The 21,846-nt window shown below is 64.8% G+C and carries 20 protein-coding genes; 2 read left to right on the top strand and 18 right to left on the bottom strand.

Annotated elements, in window-relative coordinates; all coding sequences use genetic code 11:
- Positions 1-125 precede the first annotated feature (125 nt).
- The 10 genes from N687_RS0105830 to N687_RS0105875 form a co-directional block, all read right to left on the bottom strand.
- The gene (locus tag N687_RS0105830; RefSeq protein ID WP_029420962.1) at positions 126-695 is read right to left on the bottom strand and encodes a hypothetical protein; all 570 of its coding nucleotides are present in this window, start codon (positions 693-695) and stop codon (positions 126-128) included.
- Positions 696-802: 107 nt separating this feature from the next.
- Positions 803-1,438, bottom strand: a complete 636-nt coding sequence (locus N687_RS0105835) for an MBL fold metallo-hydrolase (protein WP_029420963.1) — start codon at positions 1,436-1,438, stop codon at positions 803-805.
- Between the two features lie 33 nt (positions 1,439-1,471).
- Entirely contained in the window at positions 1,472-1,921 is a 450-nt protein-coding gene (dtd, locus tag N687_RS0105840; protein ID WP_029420964.1) for a D-aminoacyl-tRNA deacylase, read from the bottom strand.
- 116 nt (positions 1,922-2,037) lie between these two features.
- Entirely contained in the window at positions 2,038-4,194 is a 2,157-nt protein-coding gene (locus N687_RS0105845) for a RelA/SpoT family protein (RefSeq protein WP_029420965.1), read from the bottom strand.
- A 95-nt stretch (positions 4,195-4,289) separates the two neighbouring features.
- Positions 4,290-4,805 (bottom strand): adenine phosphoribosyltransferase, encoded by a 516-nt coding sequence (locus N687_RS0105850; protein ID WP_029420966.1) that lies wholly within the window; start codon positions 4,803-4,805, stop codon positions 4,290-4,292.
- A gap of 11 nt (positions 4,806-4,816) precedes the next feature.
- Positions 4,817-6,796, bottom strand: a complete 1,980-nt coding sequence (gene recJ, locus N687_RS0105855) for a single-stranded-DNA-specific exonuclease RecJ (RefSeq protein WP_051662992.1) — start codon at positions 6,794-6,796, stop codon at positions 4,817-4,819.
- Complete coding sequence (locus tag N687_RS0105860) at positions 6,793-7,707, bottom strand: cation diffusion facilitator family transporter (protein ID WP_156040057.1); 915 nt, start codon at positions 7,705-7,707, stop codon at positions 6,793-6,795. The genes recJ and N687_RS0105860 overlap by 4 nt, the downstream gene beginning before the upstream one ends.
- Positions 7,708-7,807: 100 nt before the next feature.
- On the bottom strand, positions 7,808-8,719 hold the full coding sequence (secF, locus tag N687_RS0105865; protein ID WP_029420969.1) for a protein translocase subunit SecF: 912 nt from the start codon (positions 8,717-8,719) through the stop codon (positions 7,808-7,810).
- Positions 8,716-10,002: a protein translocase subunit SecD gene (gene secD / locus N687_RS0105870; RefSeq protein ID WP_029420970.1), complete on the bottom strand. Its 1,287-nt coding sequence runs from the start codon at positions 10,000-10,002 to the stop codon at positions 8,716-8,718. Before secD ends, secF begins: the two co-directional genes overlap by 4 nt.
- 142 nt (positions 10,003-10,144) lie before the next feature.
- The gene (locus tag N687_RS0105875) at positions 10,145-10,432 is read right to left on the bottom strand and encodes a post-transcriptional regulator (RefSeq protein ID WP_231493408.1); all 288 of its coding nucleotides are present in this window, start codon (positions 10,430-10,432) and stop codon (positions 10,145-10,147) included.
- Positions 10,433-10,618: 186 nt separating this feature from the next.
- Here N687_RS0105875 and spoVB point away from each other — a divergent pair, with 186 nt between their 5' ends.
- A complete protein-coding gene (spoVB, locus tag N687_RS0105880) occupies positions 10,619-12,202 on the top strand; it encodes a stage V sporulation protein B (protein WP_029420972.1) in 1,584 nt (527 codons plus the stop codon).
- Here the strand turns inward: spoVB and N687_RS0105885 are convergent.
- Both N687_RS0105885 and N687_RS0105890 read right to left on the bottom strand, forming a co-directional pair.
- Positions 12,164-12,916, bottom strand: a complete 753-nt coding sequence (locus N687_RS0105885; protein ID WP_231493409.1) for a DUF421 domain-containing protein — start codon at positions 12,914-12,916, stop codon at positions 12,164-12,166. The genes spoVB and N687_RS0105885 overlap by 39 nt on opposite strands.
- A gap of 121 nt (positions 12,917-13,037) precedes the next feature.
- On the bottom strand, positions 13,038-15,200 hold the full coding sequence (locus N687_RS0105890; RefSeq protein WP_051662993.1) for a sensor domain-containing diguanylate cyclase: 2,163 nt from the start codon (positions 15,198-15,200) through the stop codon (positions 13,038-13,040).
- A 159-nt stretch (positions 15,201-15,359) separates the two neighbouring features.
- Between N687_RS0105890 and N687_RS0105895 the strand changes: the two genes are divergently transcribed.
- Positions 15,360-15,755: a TIGR04086 family membrane protein gene (locus N687_RS0105895; protein WP_029420975.1), complete on the top strand. Its 396-nt coding sequence runs from the start codon at positions 15,360-15,362 to the stop codon at positions 15,753-15,755.
- Positions 15,756-15,859: 104 nt separating this feature from the next.
- On the opposite strand, the gene yajC is transcribed toward N687_RS0105895, so the two are convergent.
- From yajC to ruvB, 6 genes are all read right to left on the bottom strand, one after another.
- Positions 15,860-16,135 carry a preprotein translocase subunit YajC gene (gene yajC, locus N687_RS0105900; protein WP_035462075.1) on the bottom strand — a complete coding sequence of 92 codons (276 nt, stop codon included), beginning with the start codon at positions 16,133-16,135 and terminating at the stop codon, positions 15,860-15,862.
- On the bottom strand, positions 16,132-17,283 hold the full coding sequence (tgt, locus tag N687_RS0105905; protein WP_029420977.1) for a tRNA guanosine(34) transglycosylase Tgt: 1,152 nt from the start codon (positions 17,281-17,283) through the stop codon (positions 16,132-16,134). The genes yajC and tgt overlap by 4 nt, the downstream gene beginning before the upstream one ends.
- Complete coding sequence (queA, locus tag N687_RS0105910; protein ID WP_081841188.1) at positions 17,264-18,394, bottom strand: tRNA preQ1(34) S-adenosylmethionine ribosyltransferase-isomerase QueA; 1,131 nt, start codon at positions 18,392-18,394, stop codon at positions 17,264-17,266. Before queA ends, tgt begins: the two co-directional genes overlap by 20 nt.
- A 140-nt stretch (positions 18,395-18,534) precedes the next feature.
- Positions 18,535-19,980, bottom strand: coding sequence for an anti-sigma factor domain-containing protein (locus N687_RS0105915; RefSeq protein ID WP_029420979.1), 1,446 nt, complete (start codon positions 19,978-19,980; stop codon positions 18,535-18,537).
- Between the two features lie 18 nt (positions 19,981-19,998).
- Positions 19,999-20,739: an RNA polymerase sigma factor SigI gene (sigI, locus tag N687_RS0105920; protein WP_035462076.1), complete on the bottom strand. Its 741-nt coding sequence runs from the start codon at positions 20,737-20,739 to the stop codon at positions 19,999-20,001.
- Between the two features lie 41 nt (positions 20,740-20,780).
- Positions 20,781-21,803: a Holliday junction branch migration DNA helicase RuvB gene (ruvB, locus tag N687_RS0105925; protein ID WP_029420981.1), complete on the bottom strand. Its 1,023-nt coding sequence runs from the start codon at positions 21,801-21,803 to the stop codon at positions 20,781-20,783.
- Positions 21,804-21,846 lie beyond the last annotated feature (43 nt).

Raw genomic sequence — 21,846 nt, forward strand, 5'->3', positions numbered from 1 at the left:
TCTCCAAAGTATCTTCACAAGATTCGACATCCGATTCGATAAAGCTCCCATACGCCTGTCGGATGGAAAAAGGCCGCCGGGAGCATAACCCCCCGGCGGCCCTTACACATGTAACGGACGACGGCTTACTTGTCGCCCGCGAAAACGACCTTGCCGCTGCTGTCCTTGGCCATCAGGGCCTGCTTCTTCTCGCTCTTGGACCCGTCCTGTGACGGGACGTCAAACGTCACCAGATAGGTGCCATCCCCCTGATCCTTCACGTCCGACACCTTGGCCTTGTACCAGTTCCATTCGTCCGCCGCTGTGGATTCGGAGATCACGTATTGGCCATCTTTCAGCTGCACGTCCTTGAACATCTCGTCGATGGCCGCCGGCGTGAAGAAGTCCAGGTACCGGGCCTTGAGCGTGTCGAGATCCTGCTTGCTCTTCGCCACCAGATCGAACGTCTGGCGGCCGATCTTCACCTGATCCATCGGTCCGTTGATGGTCGCACCGTGATGCAGGTCCTGCATCGCGGCGTGCGCCGCCGCGTTGACGGACACGAACGTCTGTTTCAAACCGTCGGTCACGGCGGACGATCCGGCGCCGGCGGTCGCATTCGCAGCCGTATTCGAGGCGTTGCCTGCGACCGTGCCGCACCCTGCCAACATCGCCATCGCGGCGATGGTCACCACCCCAGCTGTCCAACGTTTCACAAAGACTCACTCCCCGATGGTCTCTATCTTTCTGCGAACACTCCGATCTTAGAAGACCGTCAGGAGCATGTCAAACGTTAGCAGCCATGTAATAGTATTGATAAGTTTCAGTTGATTTGGAAGAACGGGTTCGCCCGACGCTCCCGGCCGATGGTGGATGTCCCCATGTGGCCAGGATAGATGGCCAGGGCATCCGGCAGCCCCTGCAGCCGGCGCAGCGAGCGCTCCATCGCGGCCGGGTCGGACAGGGGCAAGTCGGTGCGGCCGATGGTCCCGGCGAACAGGGTGTCGCCGGTGAACGCCACCGTATCTCCGATGAGGCAGACGCTGCCCGGCGAATGGCCCGGCGTGTGCCAGACGGTGAAACGCAGGTCTCCCAACGTCACGACGTCTCCGTCCTCCCAGAAGGCGTCCGGCGCCCGCAGCGGAGGAACCTCCTGATTCATCCACAGCCGCGCCGACTCCGGCATCGCTTCCCACACCGGAAGGTCCGCCCTGTGCAGCCACGCCGGAACGGAGAGTCGATCCCGCACCACGTCCACGCCCATCACGTGGTCGACGTGCGCGTGTGTATTCCAAATCGCCTCCACATTCAACCGGTGCTGCTCGATGAACGCCAGCACCGGCGTCACCGCCGTGTCGCCCGGATCGATGATCACCGCCCGGGCACCGGGCTCGTCGGCCTCCGCCAACACGTAACAGTTGGAGCCAAAGGGGCTGATGACAAATGAGCGAATGCGCATCCCTGTCCCTCCTTTGAATGCCGCCCGGCCGCGTCAGAACAGGCGCTGGCTGTCGAGCAGGATGGTGACCGGCCCGTCGTTGACCAACGAGACCTCCATCATCGCCCCGAACCGGCCGGTCTCCACGCGCAGGCCCCACTCGCGCAGGTATTCGTTGAACTGCTCGTACAGCGGTTCCGCCTCTTCCGGGCGGGCCGCCTCCATGTAATTGGGGCGCCGGCCCTTGCGCGCGTCCCCGTACAGGGTGAACTGCGAGATCGACAGGATCGATCCGCCCGCCTCGCGCACGTCGAGATTCATCTTCCCCTCCGCGTCGGCGAACACCCGCAGGTGCGCGATCTTCTCCGCCAGGTAGCGCGCGTCGTCTTCGGTATCCCCGGCGCGCACGCCGAGAAGCACCACCAGACCGAAGTCCACGCGCCCCACCACCTCGCCCTCTACGCGCACACAGGCTGGACCACTCCGTTGTACGACGGCTCTCATCTCGTCCCTCCCCGATCATTCATACACCCGTCGAACGCATCCCGGCCTGCCAGCGGCGGCCTCACGCCTGCCGCCGCCAGCGCCGCGCGCATGCTGCCCCTCGCGGCGCCCGCCCGTCACTGCACGAGCCGACGCACGCTGTGCACGTCCTTGATCCGCTTGAGCCGTTCGACGACCGTGCGCAGGTGATCCAGGTTGCGGATCCGAACGGTTAAGTTCACGTGGGCGATCCGCTTGTCGTCCACCCGCCCGTACACGGCCTGGATGTCCGTCTTCGTCTCGGCGACCGCGTTCATCACCTCGTTGATGAGACCGTGCCGGTCCATCGACACCAATTCGATGTCGACCGGGTACGACTGGTCTGGCGCGCCCGCCCACTCCACGTCGATCACCCGCTCCTCATTGGCCCGCAACTGCAGCGCATTGGGGCAGTCCGCGCGGTGCACCGACACCCCGCGGCCCCGCGTGACAAACCCGACGATCTCGTCGCCCGGCACCGGATTGCAGCATCGCGCAAAACGGATGAGCAGGTTGTCCACCCCGCGCACCCGCACCCCGCTGTGCGATGGCTTGCCGCGCTCCCTGGCCTCTAACGACACCTTGTCGAGCGGCCCGTCGCTGTGATCGCGCCGGTACCGCTCGACCAGCCGCGTCGCCACCTGCACCGCCGACAGACCGCCGTACCCCACCGCCGCGTACAGGTCGTCTTCCTTGGAGAAGTTGAACTTCTGCAGCACGTCCGACATGTACGCCGGTGTTATCAGCAGGTGCGGCTCGAGGCGCTGGCGGGTCAGCTCCTTTTCGATCAGCTCGCGGCCGCGGGCGATGTTCTCCTCCCGCTTCTCCTTCTTGAACCAAGCCCGGATCTTGCTCTTGGCCTGCGAAGACTTGACGATCTTTAACCAGTCTCGGCTCGGGCCATAGCTGTGCTTCGACGTGAGGACCTCGACGATGTCCCCGGTGCGCAGCCGGTAGTCGAGCGGCACGATTTTGCCGTTGACCTTGGCGCCGATGCATCGGTTCCCGATGTCCGTGTGGATGCGGTAGGCGAAGTCGATGGGGACCGATCCCGCCGGCAGCTCGATGACGTCCCCCTTGGGCGTGAAGACAAACACCTCGTCGGAGAACAGGTCGATCTTCAGCGTCTCCATGAACTCTTGCGCGTCCCGGAAGTCCTGCTGCCACTCCAGCACCTCCCGGAACCAGGCCAGCTTCTGGGCAAACTTCCCCTCCGCCTTCTGCCCGCCCTCTTTGTAGACCCAGTGGGCGGCGATGCCGTACTCGGCCGTCTGGTGCATCTCCCAGGTGCGGATCTGGATCTCCAGCGGCTCGCCCCTCGGACCGATGACGGTGGTGTGCAGGCTCTGGTACATGTTCGCCTTCGGCATCGCGATGTAGTCTTTGAACCGGCCGGGCATCGGTTTCCACATGGTGTGCACGATGCCGAGCACGCCGTAACAGTCTTTGACGCTGTCGACGATCACCCGGATGGCGAACAGGTCGTAAATTTCGTTGAACTCCTTGTTCTGGGTGACCATCTTTCGGTATATGCTGTAGATGTGCTTGGCGCGGCCAGAGACTTCCGCCTGGATGTCGATCTCGCGCAGCTTTTCGCGCAACACCTGAATGACCTCGCCGACGTACGTCTCCCGTTCCTTCCGCTTCTGCGCCATCAGGTTGACGATGCGGTAGTACTGCTGGGGATTGAGGTAGCGCAGCGACAGGTCCTCAAGTTCCCACTTCAGCGTGTAGATGCCCAGCCGGTGGGCCAGGGGTGCGAAGATTTCGAGGGTCTCCCGCGCGGTCCTGAGCTGCTTCTCAGGGGGCTGGTAGCGGAGGGTGCGCATGTTGTGCAGGCGGTCCGCCAGTTTGATCAGCAGCACGCGAATGTCCTTGGCCATGGCCATGAACATCTTGCGCAGGTTCTCCGCCTGCTGTTCCTCCGTGGAATCGAACTTGATGCGTTTGAGCTTGGTCACCCCGTCAACGAGCGCCGCGACATCGGCACCGAACTGGCGCACGATCTCCTCGTCCGTCGCCTTGGTGTCCTCGACCACGTCGTGCAGGAGGGCGGCGGCGAGGGTGGTCGCGTCGAGGCGAAGGTCGGCCAGGATCATCGCGACGGCGATCGGATGCGTGATGTAGGGCTCCCCCGATCGGCGCAGCTGCCCGCGATGCGCCTCCTCCGCGTATCGGTATGCGCGCCGGATCAGTTCCAGATCCTCCGGCTTGGCGTACGTGGCGACCTTCTCACACAACTGTTCGATGTCCACTGCATGTCACCCCCCGTCCATCCCGGCTCCACGCCTGTCCAAACCCGGCCTTCGGCCGGCCTCCTCGGTGCCCGCCTGCCCGCGGTAGGCCGGGTTCAGTCGTAGCGGATCAACGTCCGGATCGGCAGCCCCGCCAGGCGGGCACGCCCGCCGAGGGCGCCGAGTTCGATGAAGAAGGCCGCGCCGACCACTTCGCCGCCGAGCTTGCGGACCAACTCCACCGTCGCCGCCATCGTCCCGCCGGTGGCGAGCAGGTCATCCGCGACCACGACCCGTTGACCGGGGCGAACTGCGTCCTCGTGGATCTCCAGGATGTCCGTCCCGTACTCCAGGGCGTACTCCACCGACACCGTCCGGTGGGGCAGCTTGCCCCGCTTGCGGACCGGGACAAACCCCACGCCGAGCGCGTAGGCCAGCGGCGCCCCCACGACGAATCCGCGGGCCTCCGGCCCGACGACCAACTCCGCGCCCAATCCGCGGGCAAACGACGCCAGTTCGTCGATGGCCTGCCGGTACGCAGACCCGTCGGCCAACAGCGGCGTGATGTCTTTAAACCGGATCCCCGGCTGCGGAAAATCGAGGATCTCCCGGATCTTGCTGTTCCAGTCCATACATTCGCTCCTCACGCTTCGCGGCGCCGACCGGCCTGCCGCAGGTGCGATTGATAGTGTAAGGATTCCCGCAGATCCTTGGCGTCTGCATTGTCAACAACATGATACGCGCTCTCCCGGTAGCGAGCAAACCCCAGTTCGACAAACGTGTCGAGCATCAACTGCGCGTCCGACGCCGACCACCGCGCGCCCAGCCGATGCAGCTCCGCTTCCACCAGCCGGCGGCGCGCCCGCAGCAGCCGGTACAACGAACCAAAGTCCTCCCGCATCAGCGGCCGCGTCAACCGGCGCGCCGATTGCACGCGCAGCTGGGGCCGGACCATACCCTGCCATTCGTTTCGGTCCAGCCGGCAGACCGCGCCGATCACCTCTCCCGGTCTCCAGGACCGCACCTCCGCCGGAGCACGGAACCAGACCAGTTCGGCCTGATCCCGCCCCTCCTGGACGCGCAGCCGCAGATGGCTGCCATCGCCGAGCGGCGTGACGGCCACCAGCGACACCGGGCCGATGAAAAACGCGAACGGCGGATTGCCCGGGCCGAACGGAGCAAACCGCTCCACCCACGAGAGGGTCTCCAGATTGGCCTCCCGCAGGGGCAGGTAGTCGTCCGCCACGGGCAGCTCGGACACCGGCGCTTGGGGGCCGGAGAGGGCCGCGAAAGCCTGCCGGAACGCCTCCAACTCGCCCCGACGGACGCCACAGCCGACCGCCCCGGCGTGGCCGCCGAAGTGGTGGAGGTGTTCGGCGCAAGCCTCCATCATCCCGTGCAGATGGACGCCCTCCGGCGCCCGGCCCGACCCGCGCAGCACCTCTTCCCCCTCGTCGGCGAGCACCACCACCGGGCGCCCATACCGTTCCGCCAACCGGGCCGCCACGATGCCCGCCACGCCGAGCGGCCATGGACCCCACACCGCGAGTCCCCCTGGGCCGACGGCACCTTCCTCCATCCAGGCATCCAACGCCGCACACGCCTCCGTGAACGTCCGTTCCGTCTCCTGCTTGCGCCGGTCGTTGCACGCCTCCAACTCGGCCGCCCACCGCCGCGAGGACAGCTCGTCCACCGACGCCAAGAGACGGTAGGCCAGCTCCGCCGAATCCATCCGCCCCGCGGCGTTGAGGCGCGGGATCACGGTCCACTGCAACAGATCCGGCGACAAAGCATCGGGAGTCAGCCCGGCCTGCTCGCACAGCGCCCGCCAACCGGCCCGCCGGACCCCCCTCAGGGAGTCGACCCCTTCCACGACCAGCCGTCGGTTTTCCCCCGTCAGCGGCACCGCGTCCGCGAGCGCCCCGAGCGCCGCCAGGCCCAGCCACCAGCCTGCGGTCTCTGGTTCCACGCGCACGCTCGCCCGCGCACACAGCGCGAGGGCGAATTTCCACGCCACCCCGGCGCCGGAGAGGATCGCCTGCGCCGCATCCCGGCTGCGCGCCGCATGCACCACCGCCTGTGCCGCAGGAAGTTCCGGCCCGGGTTCGTGGTGGTCCGTCACCACCACCGGGATTCCCCATGCAGCCGCCCGATCGACGGCCTCGTGGGCGCGCACGCCATTGTCCACCGTCACGATGAGCCCGCATCCCATTTCCACTGCGCGATCCACGATCGCCTGGGACAGACCGTACCCGTCCCGCACCCGGTGCGGGAGGATCACCTCGCAGCGGGCGCCCGCAAGCCGCATCGCCTCCGCCGCGATCACGCTGGCAGTCACCCCGTCCACGTCGTAATCGCCGACCAAAGCGATGACCGACTCGTCGCGGATGGCCCCGAGCACCGCTTCCACCGCCACGTCCATCTCCTCAAAGGAAAACGGATCGCTCCACGGGATGCGGGTCGGGTCCCACCACATCCCGACCTCGTCTTCCGCCACGCCTCGCGCGCACAGCCACCGCGCCACCCGCAGAGGGACGCCGCACCGCTCGGCCGTCCTGCGCGCCGCGTCCTCCGAAATTCCCGCCGTCCGCCACAGGCCGGGCGACTTTTCATCACCGTTCAACGCCGCCCCTCCTCCTCATCCGGGTAACACGGATTGACGTGTACCAACACATCCAGCACGCGCGGGAGCCGCGTGATCAACCGCTCCTTCACCTCGGCCGCAATGCCGTGCCCCTCCGCCACCGATATGCGGGCATCGACGCTGACCTTGGCGTCGATGACGACGTACCGCCCGTGGTCGCGCACGCGCAGTTCATCAATGTGCTCCACCCCCGGCACGGACAGGATGACATCCTCGTACGTCTTGACCTGCTCTCCCTCGACGACGCGGTCCATCAGCACGTGCACCGCGTCCTTGGCCACCTCATATCCCATCTTGAGGATCAGCACCGCAACCACGACGCTCGCGACCGCGTCCATGCGCACCAGCCATTGCACTTGCCACGCGGCGCCTGCCCTGGATAAGAGAATGCCGATGAGCGCGGCCAACGAAGAAAACACATCAGACCGATGATCCATCGCCGAGGCAATCAGGCTCCGGCTGTGCAGGCGCTTGCCGAGGCGGTAGTTGTACTGGAACATGACCTCTTTGACGATGACCGCCGCCGCGGCCGCGTAGGCCGCCAACGCCTGTGGCTGTTCCGCCGGACGGAACAGGGACATCACCGCGCCCACCGCCACCTCCAGCCCGGCGGCGGCGAGCAGGCCCGCGACGATCCCCGAACTAATGAGCTCCGCCTTACCGTGCCCGTACGGATGATCCGCATCCGGCGGCTTGCGGGCGACCATGAGCCCGACGATGACCGCAATGGAGCCCGCCAGGTCCGCCGCCGAGTGGACCGCGTCCGCGACCAGCGCGCGGCTGCCCGCCAGGACGCCCACCACCCCTTTGCCGGCGGTGAGCAACAGATTGACGATCACGCTGGCCCAGGCCCCGGCCTGTGCCTGGCGCTGGTCCTGCTGTCCGGACACGCACAAATCCCCTTTCCCGCCGCCCGGCCGGCGGACCGGCCGAGCGGTGCCCTGAGAACAGCGACGCGCTCCCGCAGGAGCGCGTCCTGTTGACTCCCGCTCACGCGGGATGTTTTTCCGGTGCACTCCGCCGCATCTGGCGACCACGCCACGCCACCCACAGGGGGCTTGCGATGAAGATGGAGCTGTACGCGCCGCTGACCAACCCGACGATGAGTGCCAGGTTGAAGTTGTGGATGGTCTGGCCGCCGAAGAAGTACAGGGTCACCGCCGCGATGAGCACCGTCACGACCGTGTTGATGGATCGCGACATGGTCTGCCACAGGCTCTTGTCGACCAGACGCTCCAGGTCGCTGAACGACCGCGGCTTGGCAATGCGCAGATTCTCCCGGATGCGGTCGAAGATGACGATGGTGTCGTTGATGGAGTAGCCCACGATCGTCAGGATGGCGGCCACGAACGTCAGGTCCACCTCCAGCCGCAACAGCGCGAACACCGACATGACGATGAACGCGTCGTGCAGAAGCGCCACGATGCCGGAGATGGCGAACCGGTATTCGAACCGGATGCTGACGTACACGACGATGAACAGGCTCGCCAAGAGCACCGCCCAAACCGCCTTGCGTGAAGTCTGCTGCGCGACGATGGGGTTCACGGTTCGAACGTCCGCCCCTGCCGATTTCGGAAACGTCTGTTTCTCCGCCTGGTTGATCTTCGCGATCTGATCCTGCGTCAGCACCTCGGGGAAGCGTACGACGGCCATGTCATTGCGCGTGCCGGCGACTGTCACGCCTCCCTGCGGGACGGACAAGCCGATCTTGTCAAACATGTCGCGCACCTTCTGCACGTCCACCGGTTCGTTCAACTGCATCTGCACGCGCGAGCCAGCGCGGAAATCCGCCCCAAGGTTGAATCCAAACAACAGGAACGCCGCGAGCCCGAGAACGGTGATGGCCCCCGACAGCAGGAAGAACCACCGGCGCCGGGCCACGATGTCAAACCGCGCTTTCACGACTGCACGACCCCCTTCCCGGCGCCGTACCACCAGGGCCGCGCCGCCACACCCGACTTGGTGAACAAGAGCAGCATCGCCCGGCTGAGGAGCACCGCGGTCAGCATGCTGACGACGATGCTGATCATCAGCGCCACGGCGAATCCGCGGATGTCGCCCTGGCCGAACCAATACATCACGGCGCCGGCGATAAAGGTGGTCGCGTTCGAGTCGATGATGGTCCGCAGAGCTCTCTTGTTCCCTGCGATCACGCTCGATTGCAGGCTCTTGCCATTGCGCATCTCATCCTTGATCCGCTCGTACGTGATGATATTCGCGTCGACCGCCATGCCGACGCCGAGGACCAGCGCAGCCAGGCCGGGCAGCGTCAGCACCACATGCATCCCGGCGAACGTGAGCAGCACCAGGTACAGGTACGCCACCAGGGCGACGTTGGCGATCAAGCCCGCCGCCCGGTAGAGGACGAGCATGAACAGGAAGATCAGGAGGATGGCGGCCGCCCCGGCCCACATCGTCGCCTTCAGGGACGCGAAGCCCAGCGACGGCCCGACGTTCGTCGAGCTGATGAGCTTCAACGGATACGGCAATGCCCCGGCATTGAGCTCCTTGGCCAACTCGTTGCATGCCTCGGGCGTGTTGAGCGTCGGTCCGTAGATCTCCGACTGGCCGTTGGACATCACCGACTGGATGGTGGGCGCCGTCAACAGCTGGCCGTTCAGAAACACGTAGATGGGCTTCTGCAGGTACTTCGTCGTGATGTCCTGCCACTTCTTCGCATCCTTAAATTCGAGGGTCACCACATTCTGTCCGGTCGTGGGGTCCTGCGCCCAACGGGAGTTTGGCTTCAAATCAGCACCTGTGGCCAACAAGGTCTTCTCGTCAGGCACCCATTTTCCGGTCTTGTCCTGGGTCGCGTTTCCGTACATTCTTAGATCGGCCGTCTGACCGATGACACGTTCGGCCTCCGCTTGGTTGAATGTTCCCGCCAACTGCACCCGCACCTGGTCCGAACCCTCAAGTTCTATGTTCGGAGAGCCGGTTCCGAGGTTGTTGACGCGGAGCTCAATCGCCTGCACGGCCGCCTTCACGCCGTCCGGCGTCAGCGGTTTGTCCGGGCTGGCCTGAATTTGATAGAGCAGTTCAAAACCGCCTTGGAGATCGAGGCCGAGCGGGATGTGCTTCCACACTTTCATCGACGTGCCCGCCGTCAACCCGATGACCACCGCAATGATCGCGAGAAACGCCAGGAAACGGCCCCATTTTCGATGACGCTTCGTTTTCAAACCGCGAGTCTCCCCATCCACAAGGTAATGGCCCGCCGTCCGGCGGGCCCGGCCCCGGAGCATACAGGGCACCCCGAAGCCCGGCCGGGCCTGGACCCGGCCGGTCGTCCACAGGTCGTCCACACAACCTTCACCAGTATAATCAACCCTGCTTCGAAGCGTCAAACACGTCCGTGCCGAGCGTGCCTTGGTAGGCGTTCATCGTCAGATAGGTCATGAAGCGGCCGACGTTCAACCCCAGGATGGCCGCTACCACATCGTGCAGGGCGCCCCGCCCCCGGGTCATCTGCATGACACACGCCCACACCTCGGCCGGGGTCACCTCCTCGTAGCCGAGCAGGTGAAACTCCTCCGCCTTTACCCGGCAGAGCTCCATCAGTTCCGGTTCGTAATCTTGCCAACGAACCTCGCGTTCCTCTGCGGATTCCACACGGCACCGCCCCTTTTTTACCGCCCGCCGCGCTCCGCGCGGCGCACTTGCAGCCCCTTCGCATCCTTTCGCCGCCCGGGCGGCGGAATCCTGCTCGTGCCCGGGACTAACCCCGGGCTCCGCGGCATACGCATGATACGGACAGACCTCCGCCTCCGGCGGGGAATGAGCGAGGCGTGCCTACCGATGATCCAACGTTCGTTTCTGCACGGTACCCTGGTGTTGATGCTCTCCGGCGTGGTCACCCGGATCCTGGGCTTCGTCTATCGGATCTACCTGTCGCGGCTGATCGGCGCCGAAGGGATGGGCCTGTTCCAAATGGTGTGGCCACTGGCCAGCCTGGCGCTGACCTTCATCACCGCCGGGCTGCCCATCGCCATCTCCAAATTGGTCGCGGAGGCCTATGTCCAGCGCGATCGTGCGCGGATCGAACGCGTCATGCGCATCAGCACCTGGGTCATTGTCACCATGTCCGTCGTGGTGGTCGTCCTGATGTGGGTCCTCCGCGGCTTCGTGCTGCGCCACTGGTTTACCGACCCGCGCGCCTATCTCACGTACCAGGTGATGATCCCCATCGTCATGGTGATCGCCATCTCCAGCATCTACCGGGGCTATTTCCAGGGGTTACAGGACATGGCTCCGACGGCGTGGGCGTCGGTCCTGGAGACCATCGCCCGCATCGGCGTGGTGTACGGTCTCGCCGGTTACTTCATCCGCTACGGTATTGCAGCCGCCGCGGCCGCCGCGATGGCGGGCACCGTGTTTGGCGAGATCGTCGGGCTTTGCTACCTCATCCTGCAGCAGCGGCGCCGGGGGCGGCTGGCGGATCTGTTGCCCGATGCGCCAACTCGGAGCTTGGAGACCCTCCGGCAGACGCTGCATGCCATTGCAGAGCTGGCCATTCCGGTGACGGTGAGCCGCCTCATCTGGTCGTTCCTGTGGGCGGTTGAGCCGATCCTCGTGACGCGCGCGCTGCTCCACGCCGGCGCCAGCGGACCGGAGGCGACGGAGATGTATGGCCAGTACGGCAGCATGGCCGTCCCCCTGTTGGTGTTCCCGACCGTGTTCACCGCTTCCCTGGCCGCCAACCTCGTCCCTTCCGTATCGGAGGCGATGGCCGAAGACGAAGTGCAGCGCGTGCGCATCCGGTTCGCGCAGAGCTGGCGGGCGACAGCCCTGATCGGCATGCCCGTGTCGGTGATCTTCACCCTGTTCGCCCACCCGTTGTGCTGGGCCATCTATCGGGACGATGGAGTGGCCCCCATCCTCCAGATCATGGCGCCAGCCGGATTCCTGATCTATCTGCAGGGTCCGCTCACCGCCATTTTGCAAGGCCTGAACCACGCCACGATCGCGATGGTCATCTCCATCCTCGGCGGCGTCCTGCGCCTCGGTCTCATTTGGGAACTGGCATCCCAGCCCCACCTCGAGGTGCTCGGCGTGGCGTGGGCCACGACCATCGCCAATGTGGTGACGTTGGTATTGTACTGTGCGGCCCTGTACCGGTATATCGGGCTGCCGGTGAACGTCGCCGACACCGCGAAGGTGGCCACCGCCTCGCTCCTCATGCTGGTGGTCTGCGATCTGCTCACGCCCAATATCGATCATCTGGGAGCCGGTCGGATGTTGGCAGCGATCGTGGGTGGGGGCATGGTCTACTTCGCCCTGTGCTGCGCGTTTCGCGTGATCACGTCGCGGACGATGCAGCGCATCCCGAAGATCGGCGGCACGCTAGCGGCCCTGGTTCGGTGGATGCCGTTTGGTATCTGAGGGTTCGCCGCGGCAAACGGCGCTGGTACCGTCCATCGCGTCGATGAAGAGGGACCCGTTTTCGTCGATGGAGGCGTAGAACACGTCCTCCAGGCGGGCATAGCCGCGCCGGTGCAGCTCCTCCCGCAGCCACGCCTCATCCCGGCCGAGCTGCTCCAACGTCTTCTGTACGATCTGGCCGTCGGACACCAAGGGCAGCGGGATCCCCTCCTGAGGGGCACGTATCCCCAGGTCGACAGGCCGCACGGGTCTGGCCTCGGCTTTCGGGAGGACGCTCAGCTTCCCGGACGTCTCGAGAATGGCAAACTCCACGTCCGCGACGTCCGCGATGCCCTGTTCGCGCAGTTGCATCAAGAGGTCGTTCATCGTGTAACGTGTCTTTCTCATCTCACGATCTCGGATCTGCCCGTGTTCCACGAGTACCGTGGGCTCACCGTCGACCCAGTGGCGGAATCGGTGGCTCTTGAGTTGGCCGACGGCGACCAATAACTGGAGCGCCACCAGGATTCCCATCGCCAACAGCGGGATCCAGAGCGGCTGGCGGGCGTCCTCCATCGGCACCGCGGTCAACTCCGCAATCATGATGGACACGACGAAGTCGAACACGGACAGCTGACCGATCTCCCTTTTGCCCATGAGCCGCAGCGCGATCATCACGGCGAGATATAAGATCAAAATCCGCAGGCAGAACCGCCAAATCGGAATCTCCAGCACGGCCATTCCTCCCTCATCGAGGTAGTATGGCCAGAACTTTGGAGGCTCTTTCAAAAACTAGAAACCATGCCGGCAAGGGAGGCCGGCATGGTGCGCACGTGGAAGCCGTCTGGTGGCCGCGTTACGCCATTTCTGTGGCCTGATGATTCATGTTGGCGAAGACGCTGTTGATGCGGTCGAACAGGTCCGTGACATCTTCGAGATCGTCGTAGCAGCGAGTGACCAGTGTCGCTCGGAGATTGATCACGACGCTGCCGCCGCACTCGAACCGGTGACTGCTGATGGCCCGTCCCACCCGCTCGGCGATGTGACGCATCTCGGTGGGGCCGGTGTTCGCGATGAGCACCAGGAACTCATCTCCGCCGTACCGGCAGGCCAACTCGTCGCGGCGCAGACAGTCCTTGATGAGCAGCGCGGTGTCTTTCAATACCCGATCCCCCACGTCGAACCCGAAGGCAGAGTTGACGAAAGAGAAGTTGTGGATGTCGATGCACACGGCACCCCAGGTGCGGAATCCCCGTTGAAAGTCCTCCCGGACCCGGAGGGTCAGGAAATGATACGTGTACAGGCCGGTCAGCTCGTCCACGAACAGCTGCGCCTCGTACTCCGGTCCATAGACGGCGACGCGGTTGCGGCCCCGCTGCTTCGCGCCCCAATACAGGGTGGAGTCCGCCTTTGCCAACAGGTCCCGGTCGTTGTCGGCGTGCACCGGAAATGTCGCCAATCCGGAGCTGACCGTGATGCCCTGCAGATGGTACCCGTTGTACGCCACCACATGGCGGCTGGCGGCCTGACGGATGGCCTCCAGCCGCTCCAGAGCGTCCTTCGTGCCCACGGGCAGGATGATGCCAAACTCCTCCCCGCCGTACCGGGCCACGACCGCATCGGGGCCCGCCAGATCCTGCAACACGCCCGCCAGGGAACGCAACACCTGATCGCCCGCCAGATGGCCGTACGTGTCATTGAACTTTTTGAAGTGATCGACATCGACGATCGCCACCGACAACTCCCTTTGCGCGGCGCTCGCCTCGCGCACTTGCTGTTCCAGTGCCCGGTAAAAATACCGGTAGTTATAGAGCCCCGTCGCCGCGTCCCGCCAGGACTGCTCCTGGAGCGACTGGTACAGTTTGGCGTTCTCCAGCAGCACTGCGACCTGCGCCGCCAAGGTCTCTACATGCTGAGCCCGGTCGCGGCCGAACTGGTAGGGCCGCTCTCCGTAACAGACGATGGCGCCCTGTGCCTGTCCGTGGGCATGCATGGGGAAGACGGCCATGCTGCGGTACACCACGCCTTTGCTGCCAAACCGTACGCGCGGGTCTTTCAAGGTATTGGGAACATATGCCCAACCTTCCCCGTCCAGGACATGCCAAATCACGCCACCCTCCGCCCGAGGATGGCCATCCATTCGAAAATGCTCCGCCTGCGTGAGCGGATGGATGGCGCTTGGAACCAACGTATTGCCATCCGGACTGAGGGTCCACACCACGACTGCGTCGGCGTATGTGACCTGGCAGGCGGTTTCCGCCGCCTCCTGGCAAATGCGATCGACGTCAAATTCACTTGCAAGCCGCGCGGTCACCCGATGCACCCGCTGCAGTTCCGCCACTTGCCGGTACACGCGCAGCGTCTGTCCGACCAACGCGATGGGCAAAGTGACGAGCGCCCCCAGGTACGGAAACGGCCCGCTGACGACGACCATCACGTATGCGAGCGGCAGCGACAGCATCACGTTGAATCCGTCGTGCCAGAGCAGCTCCAACATCTCGCCGACGGAAAACTTTCCACGCAACGCCTGCAGAATGTTGACGAAAAGGTGGTTGACCAGGAGGAACGCGGTGACGCCCGCAACGGCTCCGACGAGTACACCGACATCGGTCATCTGGAGGAGCTGGCCGCCAGTCACCCAGGCATACACGCGCCACATCACCCACGCACTGAGCGCATACTGACCCCCGTTGAAGAGCCAGGTCGTCCACATCGTGCGTCGGCGCGACAGCAACTGACCCAAGAGTTCGGCGCCCAGGATGAGATTCACAGCCGAACGCCCGCCGTACAGGACCAAAACGCCCAGTGGCACCACCAACATGAGACTGCCGAACGCCTTTCCGAGGGACACGGGGATGGCCTCGAGGAACGACGCCACCAGCAGAAGAAGCACTGCCAGCGCCACGCGGTGCGGGTCTATCCTAGGAAATGATGCGATGGCGACCGCGAGGCCGCCTGCGGCCACCAGTAATTCATATGCGGCCGCCTGATACACGCGGTTCCACTTCAAGTTGGTCACCCTCTTCCTCCCAGCGCGCGGGAGGGCGAAATCACGCAGCAGGTTGACCAAACCCCTGACTCGCGTATTTCATTCTCTCTGGATCTCGCGAGGTTCATAGCGCGTCCACAACGAGAATACGTATAGTATAAACCATTTCGAATTGCGGAGGTGATTTCCATGGACCTGACTGTGCGCGGTTCCATGCGCACCCTGCGCCGGTTCCCCATCCTGTACGGTCTGGCATGGAGCCTGTTTGTCGCCGCCGTGGGTACGCTGATCCTCTCTCTGTGGGCCCACTTCGGCACCCTCAGTGCCAGCCGCACGGTCCTCATGGCCTACATCGTCCACTGCCTGTCCATCCTGTGCGGCGCATTGGCCGCCAGCCGGGCGGCAGGGGAACGCGGATGGTATTATGGCGGACTCGTCGGACTGTGTTATGCCATCCTCATGATCCTCATCGGCGTCATCGTATACAACACGTTTTCCATGGACCCGAGTGGTCTCTTTCGCGTCCTCGTCATGGCCCTCATCGGCGCTTTCGGCGGCATCATCGGTGTCAACACCGCCCGTTGACCTCCCGGCTCCCTGCTGACGGCGACCTGACCACGGACACCCGACTGAGGCACAGGAGAGGCGAGGGCGGTCTTCGCGCCCTCGCCTCCTCCCGTGCGGATGGCTCAGGCGGGGTCGGCCTGAGGTGCGGGTTCCACAACCCGCAGTACAGCGCGGCTGTCGAGCTGAATGTCGACGCCGTCCGCGATGTTGACCACCAACACGTCGTCGTTCACCTGCACGACGCGGCCGAAGATGCCCGCCGTCGTCAAGATCTTGGCGCCAGGCCCCAGCTGTTTCATCATGTTCTGGCGCTGTTTCTGCTGCCTGCGCTGAGGCAGGAACAGCAAGGCATAGAAGACGACGAGCATCACGACCAGCAGGATGATGTTTTGAGTCAATCCAACCCTTCCTCTCCTATGTTTCCACTCTCATTATACCCGTATGTATCGTAAAATTCCCGCTTGTACTCCAGAAATCTGCCCGCTTCGATGGCGCGGCGGATGCCCTCCATCAGCCGCAGCAGAAAATAAACATTATGGTAGGTGGTTAAACGGATCCCAAGCACTTCTCCGGCTTTGATGAGATGGCGGATGTATGCCCGTGAAAAGCTGCGGCACACCCGGCACTCGCATGCCTCGTCGAGCGGACGCGGATCCCGCGCGTACCGGGCATTGCGGATGACCAACTTCCCGCGGCTGGTGAGCACCGTCCCGTTGCGGGCAATGCGCGTCGGAAGGACGCAATCAAACATGTCGATGCCCCGTTCTACTCCTTCGAACAGGTCGTCCGGCGAACCGACCCCCATGAGGTACCGTGGCTTGTCGGCGGGCAAGAGCGGCGTGGTGTAGGCCAACACCTCGTACATCACCGGTTTCGGTTCCCCGACGCTCAGTCCGCCCACGGCGTATCCCGGCAAATCCAGTTCCACCAGGGCCTCGACCGCCTGCCGTCGCAGGTCCAGATGCTCGCCCCCCTGGACGATGCCGAACAAGGCCTGTTCCTCCGGCCGGGCGTGGGCTCGCTTGCACCGCCTGGCCCAGTCGAGCGTCCGCCGCAGGGAGGTTTCGAGGTACGCCCGGGTCGCAGGGTACGGCGGGCATTCATCGAACGCCATGATGATATCGGCGCCGAGCGCGTTTTCAATCTCCATCACACGCTCCGGCGAGAAAAACCGCAGGCTTCCATCCAGGTGGGAGCGAAACTGCACCCCTTCGTCCGTGATCTTGCGGAGATCGGCGAGGCTGAAGACCTGAAAGCCGCCGCTGTCTGTGAGGATGGCCCCCGGCCACTGCATGAACGCATGCAGACCGCCCATCTCCCGCACGAGGTCCTCCCCCGGACGCAGGTGCAGGTGGTAGGTGTTCGACAGGATGATGCCGGCCCCGATCTCGGCCAGCTCCCACGGAGCCATCGTCTTGACGGTCGCTTGAGTGCCCACCGGCATGAACACAGGCGTCTCCACCGTGCCGTGCGGGGTGTGCAGACGGCCCCGGCGTGCCAGGGTGCGCGAGCAGCGGCTGATCAGTTCAAACCGTACCGGTCCCATTCGAATCCCCTCCCCCCGCCGAGACTTTGTCCTGCCCGTCGCCCGACCAGGCGCCGCGCACGATGAACATCGCGTCGCCGAAGCTGAAAAAGCGGTACCGTTCGGCGACCGCCGTCTCGTACACCCGCTTCGTGAAGTCCAACCCCATGAAAGCCGCCACCAGCATCAGGAGGGTCGACTTCGGCAGGTGAAAATTCGTGATGAGCGCGTCGATCACGCGGAACCGGTAACCCGGATAGATGAAGATGGACGTATCTCCGCCGCCGGCCCGGATGTCCCCGTCCTGTCCAGCGCTCTCCAGCGTGCGCAGCGCCGTCGTGCCGACAGCGATCACCCGTCGCCCTTCGCGCTTGGCCCGCCGCACCGCATCGGCCACCGAAGGGGGTACGTAGTACGCCTCACTGTGCATGCGGTGTTCTTCAACACGCTCGACCTTCACAGGCTTAAAGGTGCCGAGCCCGACGTGCAGCGTGACGAAATGCACCTCGACGCCCATCTCCCGGACCTCCTGGAGCAGGTCCTCGGTGAAGTGCAGGCCCGCGGTCGGGGCAGCCACCGACCCCGCGTGCTGGGCGTACACCGTCTGGTACCGGTTCGGATCCCTCAGTTTGGTGTGAATGTAAGGCGGCAGCGGAACGTTCCCGACGCGCTGGAAAAACGTCTCGAGCGGTTCCCTCGCCGAAAAGCGGATGTGGCGCAGCCCCTCCTCACAGACCGCGGTCACGACGGCCGTCCCACCCGACGGTCGCCACCTGTCCGCTTCCCCAGGAAGGGGTTCCAGGATGGTCAGCGTCGTCCCCGCCTTCAGGCGCTTGGCAGGCCGTGCCAGGACTTCCCACTCGTCCTCCGCGATAGCCTTCGAGAGCAACAGTTCGATCCGCGCCCCCGTATCGGCCTTCACGGCCATAATGCGGGCTGGCAACACTTTCGAATTGTTCAAGACCAGCACATCGCCCGGTACCAAATGATCGCGAAGGTTTGCGAATCGCGTGTGGATCATCGTCTGCGCCACCGGATCGACGACCATCAGGCGCGAGTCGGTCCGCCGTTCCAGCGGCGTCTGCGCAATCAGCTCCTCGGGCAGTTCGTAATCGAAATCCTCGACGCGCAACCGCTTCCCACCTTCCGTGCGACACGCATGCCAACCATTATAATTCTGTGCGGCCCAGGGTGCAAAAAACGGCCGTCCCGTGGGCGGCCGCGTCCTGGATGCGTTCGACGAACAAACTCGGGGACGCCGAAACGCACGTGTCACCCGTCGTGTCCGTGCTGGCCGTGGTTCGACCCCCTCTCCCCTTGGGCCGAATGCTTGTCCCAGCCATGACTGGAGATCGTCATGGGCCGATCTGTCAGGAATCCCGCCTCGCTCGACCCGTCGCTCCCCCCGTCGTGCGAAGAGCCATGGCGCTTCCCACCCGAATCGGCGCCGGACCCGGTCAGGCGACCCATCACGCCGAAGTCGACCGGGACCGTGATCACCCGGTCGCCGATACGCACCTGGATCTCCCCGCCTGCGCCGATGGAGCCGCTCACCCGAAGTCCGCCTCCGCCCGGACCGTCGTCATCGGGAGTACCGTTCCCGGAACCCGGCTTGCCCGACCCGTGTTTCCCGGACGACTTGCCCGTGGTTCCCGAGCCGCCAGTCCCGCTGCCGTTGGCGCCGCCCTGTCGGCCGGCAGGCGTCCCGCCGCTTCCTTTGGAGCCGCTCCCTTGACCGGCCCCCTGGCCGTGGCCGGTTGCGTTTTGCCCGCCGCCCCCCTGGGCACTGCCCGGCGGGTTCGCCGTTTGACCCTGTACCGCACCCGCGTTCGCCGACCCGTTCGCCGGGTTAGACGAACCCGTCGGCCCACCCCCGGCCGACGCAGGCAAGTGCAGGCTGTCGATGAATCGCTCCAGCTGCGAAATGTCGGCCGCGCTGAGCACCTGAAGCACCGGTGCCGCGGCGGGGTCCGACAGGATCCTCACCAACGACGGGCCGTACAGATCATTGACACTCTGGACATGGACCCCCTCTTTTTCCGCCACCAAATAGGCTGCGAGCCGCCCGGGTGAGATCTTGGCGGCGTCCGCGGCCTGCCAGATCGCCGGCGACAGCGTAATGGTGTACAGGTGCGGGGCCTTCATTCCGGCAGGCACCAACTGCATCAGGGCGGACTCAGCCGCCTGCTGCACGCGCGTCAAATCAGCCGAACCCGCCGCCGGTGCGGCCGAGACCAAAATGGCGTCATCGCTGCCGAGGGCGTCAACGGCTTCGGCCGCGTGGACGATGTCCTGCAGGGCCACCCCCAGCGGATCGCCCTGAAGGTGCAGCCCCGACAACAGCTTGGCACCTTCCGCGTCGTTGCCGTGGGCCGACAGGACGCGCAAATTGCGGTCCACCTCGAGGCTCACGCTCGGGTTGACGTCCACCGCAACGTAGGCCTGTGCCGGGCGCGTCGCGCTGATTCCGAACCAGACGCCTGCCGCGGCGACGAGGCTGGCGGCCATTCCGGCAATGCTCAACCGGCGCCACGGTGCACGGAGCCGTTCGCGCCCTGGAACCCGGCCAGGACGCCCGGAAGCCGCCGGGGCCTCCCACTCCACCTCCACCCCCACAAGCATCTCGGCGGTACGCGGAATGCGGCAAAACTCCCCGTCCCGGCTGAGGACGATGGCGCAATCCGGATGCAGTTCCAGGACGATGCCGTTCCTTCTCACGTTCCGCCCTCCTCTCTTTCAAGAGATGAATGAACGCAGGTGGTGAAAGTCGCCGTTGAGCAGAACCACGACCGCCAGGATGTACTTGCGCTGGCGCTCCATCGTTTTGCGCGACACGTGCACGCGCTCCTCCAGCAATTTGAGGGGCAAGGACTTGCGCTCCTGCACATAGCGCAATAATTCTTCATCGGCCACGACCGCCTTCGCGACGGCGATCGCGTTGGCGCGTGCGTCCGCGTGCTTCGGAGAGACCTCCACGAGCTCCGCGAACGACAAGCCGTAATCGGACAACGCCTGCGCGTACTCCAGGATCTCGGCTTGGCGCTCGGCTCGCTCCTCGGCTTCCCCGTGCGCCTCCACCGAGGTCTTGACCTCCACATAATTGACGACGTTGTCTTCGTCGTCCGTCACGTCGAACTCCGTCCACGGGACCGCCTTGGCCTGCGCCCGCTGGGCGCGAAAGTGGTCGATCAGCCGCCGGCGGATGATGGTCTCCGCGAAGCCGAGGAAGTTCACCTTGCGAGCGGGATCGAACCGATCGATCGCCTCATTCATCGCCATCAGGGCGACGCTGTACTCATCGTCCCGCTCGCGGTCAATGTACCGGCGAGCAGCCTGAGAAGCGACTTTCAGAATGAACGGGGTGTACTGTTCAATGATGGCGTTGCGCGCGTCCGCGTCCCCCGCCTGGGCGAGGGCCAGCAACGAGTCGAGCTGGCTTTTGTCTTCGGACCTCCTGCCGAACAGCAGTCCTCGCAAACTCGCCACCTCACTCCACAGATTCGCGGCCGCGCACCGCGTTATAGGGGCCGCTCGGGCGCTGACAGGTGGTCCGGTACCGGCACACCCAGGTGTTTGTACGCCGCCGCGGTAGCGACGCGCCCGCGCGGAGTTCGCTGGATGAGCCCCATCTGAATCAGATACGGCTCGTACACATCCTCGATGGTTCCTGCCTCCTCGCCTACCGCGGCCGCCAGCGTGTCGAGCCCCACCGGGCCGCCGGCGAATTTGTGAATGAGCGTCTGCAGCACCTTGTCGTCAAGTTCGTCCAATCCCAGTTCGTCTACCTGCAATTTCGCGAGCGCCGCTTGCGCCAACTCCTTCGTCAACACAGGTGCCTGAGCGACCTGGGCGAAGTCACGCACCCGCTTGAGGAGCCGGTTGGCGACACGGGGAGTCCCGCGCGAACGGCGGGCGATCTCCTCGGCCGCGTCGTCGTCCACCGGCATCCGCAGGATGTCCGCCGTCCGGCGGATGATGCGCGCCAGATCCGCGACCGGGTAGTAGTCGAGGTGAACGATGACGCCGAATCGATCCCGCAGCGGAGACGACAACAGACCCGCCCGGGTCGTCGCACCGATCAGCGTGAACCCCGGCAAGTCCAGCCGGACCGAACGGGCCGCCGGACCTTTACCGATGACGATGTCCAGCGCGAAATCCTCCATGGCCGGGTACAGGACTTCCTCCACCGCTCGTGGAAGACGGTGGATCTCGTCGATAAACAGCACATCGCCCGCCTGCAGGTTGGTGAGCAGCGCGGCCAAGTCCCCCGGCCGCTCGATGGCGGGCCCCGATGTGATGCGAATATTCACACCCAATTCGTTGGCGATGACCATCGACAGGGACGTCTTGCCGAGCCCGGGGGGGCCGTACAACAGGACGTGATCCAAGGGCTCTGACCGCTCCTTGGCCGCCTGGATGAACACCCGCAGATTGTCCTTAACGCCGCTCTGGCCGATGTAGTCATCCAAAAACCTGGGCCGCAGGGAGTCAAACGCCAGGTCCTCCCTGCTCCAATCGGACGAAATCAACCGTTCCGACATCTCTCTCCTCCCGTCGCCACTGCCACGCGAGGCTCCCGGGAGC

It is taken from the genome of Alicyclobacillus macrosporangiidus CPP55, from assembly GCF_000702485.1.
GTDB lineage: Bacteria > Bacillota > Bacilli > Alicyclobacillales > Alicyclobacillaceae > Alicyclobacillus_H > Alicyclobacillus_H macrosporangiidus_B.

Bases quoted from the DNA above. Each gene is read 5' to 3' on its own strand.
- N687_RS0105895 (WP_029420975.1), top strand. From the start codon at position 15,360: ATGGACCTGACTGTGCGCGGTTCCATGCGCACCCTGCGCCGGTTCCCC.
- N687_RS0105850 (WP_029420966.1), bottom strand. From the start codon at position 4,805: ATGGACTGGAACAGCAAGATCCGGGAGATCCTCGATTTTCCGCAGCCG.
- ruvB (WP_029420981.1), bottom strand. From the start codon at position 21,803: ATGTCGGAACGGTTGATTTCGTCCGATTGGAGCAGGGAGGACCTGGCG.
- N687_RS0105835 (WP_029420963.1), bottom strand. From the start codon at position 1,438: ATGCGCATTCGCTCATTTGTCATCAGCCCCTTTGGCTCCAACTGTTAC.
- tgt (WP_029420977.1), bottom strand. From the start codon at position 17,283: ATGGGACCGGTACGGTTTGAACTGATCAGCCGCTGCTCGCGCACCCTG.
- spoVB (WP_029420972.1), top strand. From the start codon at position 10,619: ATGATCCAACGTTCGTTTCTGCACGGTACCCTGGTGTTGATGCTCTCC.
- dtd (WP_029420964.1), bottom strand. From the start codon at position 1,921: ATGAGAGCCGTCGTACAACGGAGTGGTCCAGCCTGTGTGCGCGTAGAG.